Annotated in this window: 6 protein-coding genes; 4 read left to right on the top strand and 2 right to left on the bottom strand. The window is 63.3% G+C overall.

Features of this window, described 5'->3' with window-relative positions; genetic code table 11:
* Window positions 1–157: 157 nt before the first annotated feature.
* From WA702_RS06240 to folD, 3 genes are all read left to right on the top strand, one after another.
* Window positions 158–448 carry a YggT family protein gene (locus WA702_RS06240; RefSeq protein ID WP_425109663.1) on the top strand — a complete coding sequence of 97 codons (291 nt, stop codon included), beginning with the start codon at window positions 158–160 and terminating at the stop codon, window positions 446–448.
* A 36-nt stretch (window positions 449–484) separates the two neighbouring features.
* Window positions 485–817, top strand: a complete 333-nt coding sequence (locus tag WA702_RS06235) for a DUF167 domain-containing protein (RefSeq protein ID WP_425109662.1) — start codon at window positions 485–487, stop codon at window positions 815–817.
* A 246-nt stretch (window positions 818–1,063) separates the two neighbouring features.
* Window positions 1,064–1,948 carry a bifunctional methylenetetrahydrofolate dehydrogenase/methenyltetrahydrofolate cyclohydrolase FolD gene (gene folD / locus WA702_RS06230; RefSeq protein ID WP_425109661.1) on the top strand — a complete coding sequence of 295 codons (885 nt, stop codon included), beginning with the start codon at window positions 1,064–1,066 and terminating at the stop codon, window positions 1,946–1,948.
* A 135-nt stretch (window positions 1,949–2,083) separates the two neighbouring features.
* Here folD and ppa read toward each other — a convergent pair whose 3' ends face one another.
* Together ppa and WA702_RS06220 are read right to left on the bottom strand one after the other, a co-directional pair.
* The gene (gene ppa, locus WA702_RS06225) at window positions 2,084–2,620 is read right to left on the bottom strand and encodes an inorganic diphosphatase (protein WP_425109660.1); all 537 of its coding nucleotides are present in this window, start codon (window positions 2,618–2,620) and stop codon (window positions 2,084–2,086) included.
* A 157-nt stretch (window positions 2,621–2,777) separates the two neighbouring features.
* Window positions 2,778–3,293, bottom strand: coding sequence for an N-acetyltransferase family protein (locus tag WA702_RS06220; RefSeq protein ID WP_425109659.1), 516 nt, complete (start codon window positions 3,291–3,293; stop codon window positions 2,778–2,780).
* Between the two features lie 341 nt (window positions 3,294–3,634).
* Here WA702_RS06220 and WA702_RS06215 point away from each other — a divergent pair, with 341 nt between their 5' ends.
* A complete protein-coding gene (locus WA702_RS06215; RefSeq protein WP_425109658.1) occupies window positions 3,635–4,102 on the top strand; it encodes a DUF2269 family protein in 468 nt (155 codons plus the stop codon).
* Window positions 4,103–4,180 lie beyond the last annotated feature (78 nt).

The following is a 4,180-nucleotide window of genomic DNA, read 5'->3' as shown; positions in this document are numbered from 1 at the left end:
AGTCGGCGCCATTTACAATCGCGTCCGAGGTCAAGTCAAGAACCGTCACATCCCCCGTTAGCCTTGACGGCCGGCTTCACTTGTTTGAACCGAAGGGAACCGATATCTAGCGGGAAATCATGGTCGTCTTCGCGACCGAGCCCCTGAGTGGACCCGCATGCGTGCCGTTCTCGACATCATTCTCATCGTTCTCGACCTTTACGTCTGGCTGCTGATCGCAGCTGCCATCCTGTCCTGGCTGGTGGCCTTCAACGTCGTCAACACGCGCAACCAGTTCGTGGCCGCTGTCGCCGAGTTCCTGTACCGAATCACCGAGCCGGTGCTGGCGCCGATCCGCCGGGCGCTGCCCAATCTCGGTGGCCTCGACATCTCGCCGATCGTGCTGATCCTGATCATCATGTTCATCCAGCGCGTCATCACCTATTACATCTATCCCGTAGTGTTCTGAGGCCCGCTTGCGGGCGGAGTGAATGGAGCCGTCGGCTTGAAGCCTTGGCGTCCCGTCTCCGATGGCGTGCAGCTCGCCCTGCGGGTGACGCCGCGCGGCGGCCGTGACGCCATCGACGGGATCGAGACGCTGTCCGACGGCCGCTGTGTGCTCAAGCTGCGGGTTCGCGCGGTCGCCGATGGTGGCGAGGCCAATCGTGCGGTGATCGCGTTGCTGGCGAAGTCGCTCGGCGTGCCCAAGAATGCGGTGCAGCTGATGTCAGGCGCGACCTCGCGGTTGAAGCAGGTCGCGATCTCAGGCGATCCCGCCGCGCTCGATCAGGCCTTGCATGCGCGGATCGCAGACCCTAAGCCGAGCGGGAAAGACTAAGCCGCGACAGGTTCGTCGTGCTCCATCGACGATCGCTTTCGCCCTTGCCTGGAGGGGAGGGTCGATCGCGAAGCGATCGGGGTGCGGTGATCTCTCGGCAGACGCTAGCGGTGAGATCACCCCACTCCGGCTCACATTTCGCTGCGCTCAATATGAGCCGACCCTCCCCCTCCAGGGGAGGGTGGGTACTGTCGCCGAGGCGAGCGATCTCGATATCAAAGCGATCGACAACAAAGGGACTGACACATGTCCGCACGGATCATTGACGGAAAGATCATTGCCGCCGATCTGCGTAGCCGCGTCGCCGGCGAGGTCGAGCGGGTCAAGCGGGAGCACGGCCTGACGCCGGGGCTCGCCGTGGTGCTGGTGGGCCACGATCCGGCGAGCGAGGTCTATGTCCGATCCAAGCACACCCAGACTCAGGCCGCGGGCATGGCGTCGTTCGAGCACAAGCTGCCTGCCGACGTCACGCAGCACGATTTGCTGGCGCTGATCGACCGGCTCAATCACGATCCGGCCGTGCATGGCATCCTGGTGCAGTTGCCGCTGCCGAAGGGCCTGAGCACGGAAGCCGTCGTCAACGCGATCAACCCGGCCAAGGATGTCGATGGCCTGCATCCGCACAATGCCGGCCGGCTCGCCGCCGGGCTCGATGCGCTGTCGCCCTGCACGCCGCTCGGCTGCATCATCCTGAGCAAGACGGTACATGCCTCGCTCGAGGGCATGAACGCGATCGTGATCGGCCGCTCCAACCTGGTCGGCCGTCCGTTGGTGCAGCTGCTGCTGAACGAGAACGCCACGGTGACGATCGCGCATTCGCGCTCGCGCGACTTGGCTGCGCTCACAGCGCGCGCCGATCTGGTCTATGCCGCGGTCGGTCGTCCTGAGATGGTCAAGCGCGACTGGATCAAGCCGGGCGCGACCGTGATCGATGTCGGCATCAACCGCATTCCGCGCGAGGACGGCAAGACCAGGCTCGTCGGCGACGTCGCCTATGCCGAGGTGTCCGAGGTCGCCGGGGCGATCACGCCGGTGCCGGGCGGTGTCGGCCAGATGACGGTGGCATGTTTGCTGGTCAACACGCTGCGCGCGGCGTGTGCGATCGCGGGGCTGCCGAAGCCGGCGGTGTAAATCTAGCTCGTCATTCCGGGCGACGCGTTAGCGTCGAACCCGGAATCTCGAGATTGTCGGACTCAACTCCGGATTCCGGGTTCAACGCTGCGCGTTCGGAATGACAATAGAAGCGTCGGAGCGACGCTTCGGTCGTCACTTCTTCTCAGCCTTGGCCCGCGCGATGCCTTCGGTGATCAGCTGGTGCGCATCGTCGGCTGAGCCCCAGCGCAGCACCTTGACCCACTTGCCGGGCTCGAGGTCCTTGTAGTGCTCGAAGAAGTGCTGGATCTGCTGCAGCGTGATGTCAGGCAGATCGCTATAGGTCTTCACCTTGTCGTAGCGCTGCGTCAGCTTGGAGGTCGGCACCGCGATGATCTTCTCGTCACCGCCGGCCTCGTCCTCCATCATCAGCACGCCGACCGGACGCACCGCCATCACCGCGCCGGGCACGATGGCGCGGGTGTTGGCGATCAGCACGTCGCAGGGATCGCCATCGTTCGACAGCGTGTGCGGGATGAAGCCGTAATTGCCGGGATAGCGCATCGCCGTATAGAGAAAGCGATCGACGATCAGCGTGCCGGCTTCCTTATCCATCTCGTACTTGATCGGCTCGCCGCCAACGGCCACTTCGATGAGCACGTTGACTTCGCGTGGCGGGTCTTTCCCGATCGGGATGGCGTCGATGCGCATGGATGGCTCCATAGAACTTGAACGTTGAAAGGGCGGGCGCCCGACGAGCAAGCGCCGTACTTCGCAGTCGCAAAAAACTTGCGGCTCTGCAACAGCTACTTAAGCGCCAGACTTGCGTTCAGTTCGATTTGGCTAACGCGCGCGGCGCGTTGACGCATTAAGCCTGATGCGTCCAGGCGAATGCGACCTTGTCGAGCGACTTCGGCCCGAATCGCTCCGACGAGCGCGCCACCATGCGGCCGCCCAGCGCGCGGTAAAATTCGGTGGCGGGATCGTTGTCCGACAACGCCCACACCACCATGCTCTTCAGGCCGCTCTGCGCGAGGTCGCGCTTCGCCGACGTGAAGAGACGGCGACCGAAGCCCAGCCCCTGAAACTCCGGCCGCAGGTAAAGCTCATAAATCTCGCCCTCGAAATGCAGGCTGCGGGCACGGTTGCGACCGTAATTCGCATAGCCGGCGACCTTGTCGTTGAACACCAGCACGCTGACGCGGCTGCCCTTGCGGATCGCGCTGTCCCACCACTGCGGACCACGACGGTTGATCAGCTTCTCCAGCTCGCCGCCCGGAATGATGCCCTGATAGGCGGAACGCCAGGCTTCGTCATGGGCGGACGCCACGGCGGCCGCATCAGCAGCCTTGGCCGGACGAACTTCAATCAGGGTTGTGCTCATGATCCGATCAAAGCAAGTCGCCGCCGTCGCTTCAAGGTCCAACGTTAAAGATCGGTTAACCTGTGGACTTTCTGCATCAGGTGGTCGGAAATTTGTGCCGAAAAGAGACATCCGGAACGAGCCGCGGACGAAACGACGAGCGCCACCGCTCCTTCATGTAAGAGCTGGCATCGTTCCCTGGTTCCGTGCCGAATGTGCAATACTGTGCGCGGACACCGCTTGGCACAGTCGATCCGATTCACAGGTGGGCTCCGGCTGTTGGATCGGAGCCGGCGGCGCCGAGACGCGAACGCGGCATCGTCATGGGATCACCGAGCTCTGGGCGCACCGCGTGAAGTCAGATGACGCTGTATTTCCTGGTCAAATATCTGCACATGCTCGGTGCCATCATCATCCTCGGCACCGGCACGGGCATCGCCTTCTTCATGCTGATGGCCCATCGCAGCGGTGAGGCCGCCTTCATCGCCCGCACCGCAGGCGTGGTGGTGATCGCGGACATGCTGTTCACATTATCGGCAATACTGCTGCAGCCGGTCACCGGCGGGCTTCTGATGTGGCTGTCGGCGACCACGCTGGCCGAGCACTGGCTCGCGACCTCGCTTGGACTCTATGCGCTCACCGGCCTGTTCTGGGTGCCGGTGATCTTCATGCAGATCGAGATGCGCGATCTGGCGCGGCTGGCGGATGCGAAATCGCAGCCCCTGCCACCGCGCTATCATCGCTTGTTCCGCCGTTGGTTTCTGTGCGGCATCCCCGGCTTCGGCGCGGTCATGGCCATCCTCTGGCTGATGGTCGCGAAGCCGTCTTGAGGGTGGGATGATGACGAAGGATGGCATGACCCGAGGTGCGTTGTGATCGAGAGTGCAGCGGCATATTCACTGCACCCT

Source organism: Bradyrhizobium sp. (assembly GCF_049798375.1).
In the GTDB taxonomy this organism is placed as follows: Bacteria; Pseudomonadota; Alphaproteobacteria; order Rhizobiales; family Xanthobacteraceae; genus Bradyrhizobium.
Note: the sequence above shows the minus strand (reverse complement) of the source record. Positions and strands in the feature narration are given on the sequence as shown.